Source organism: Bartonella sp. ML69XJBT (assembly GCF_028618515.1).
Lineage (GTDB): Bacteria > Pseudomonadota > Alphaproteobacteria > Rhizobiales > Rhizobiaceae > Bartonella.
On record NZ_JAQITB010000128.1, the window covers coordinates 1 to 1,115 of the forward strand.

Here is a 1,115-nt window from a genome sequence, read left to right on the forward strand (position 1 = left end):
TTGACATAGATTGTTGTGGTGCCTGACACATTACCATGGACGAGAAGACGGTCAGCTTTTTGTTTTTCTTTTGGTAGACCGTCACTCCATTCGATATTGAAATAAATATTGGCATGGCCCGTTGCATTATAAACGCTCGTTGCTGCAGGAATTATCTCTTCTTGCGATGTAGGTTTTTCAGCTTGTGGATATTTTCCTATATGTAAGGTTTGATACTGCCCCTTTGCTAGAGCATGCGGTGCACGAAATATGATAGAGCTATTGTTAAGATTTAACACTGAAACGACAGATTGAGCTCGTTGCTTAATGTCAAGGAGTTTATATGAAACAGGTTCACCATTATCTTTCCTATCTTCTACCTCGAACTGGCTAACTTTTGGAAACCATTTACTCCTATTGTTCAAAGTAAAAATTGTTGTATTTTGGGGGAAGGTTGTCACTTTCCCTTCTATAACTGAAGCATCAGCAGTTAATGTGAGCGTTTTAGGATTCTTATCTTCTCGTATACTCTTATTTTTTAATAACATATCAGAATGAATTTCTGAATTTTTAAGATAAACTTCAGCAATAGCTTTTGAGGAGTAGGGACCAGCGATACCAATACCATCTGTCATAAGAAGTTTTGTATTGGTAAGTATTGCCCTATTGACAACGTTTTCACCTTTTTTCACATAAGAATCCGGAATATGATCAAAGCGGATACCATAGCTTTTATGGTGTCCAGGGACGGTGATGACTGAATCTTCAACATGGATTATACCATTCGCAATCTCTAAACCACGCGTTCCTGCTTTTCCTACGATTTTCTCAGCGTGAATGCGTCCACCTGTTGATGCAGAAAGCAAGGTACTATCGGACTGCACTATTGATTTTTTAATGGTAATAAAGGCTTTCTCATCAGCGACCACTGCAGTAAATCTACCACGGACAAAAACATCATTAAAGGTTTTTTCTTCTCCTGCCTTATCTGCACGAGCCATAACCATTATAGGAGTTTGTGTATTTGCATAAGTTGGAGTTAAATGAGAAAAAATGAAAGTTCCAGCAATTGTACATAACAAAAAGTTTTTCTTATAAATAGATTTCTTACACATAGATATGCCTTTAGTATTGGT

The 1,115-nt window shown here is 37.3% G+C and carries 1 pseudogene; it reads right to left on the bottom strand.

Features of this window, described 5'->3' with window-relative positions:
• Window positions 1-1,094 (bottom strand): annotated as a pseudogene (locus tag PVV68_RS10505) (hypothetical protein); the annotation flags it as partial.
• Window positions 1,095-1,115 lie beyond the last annotated feature (21 nt).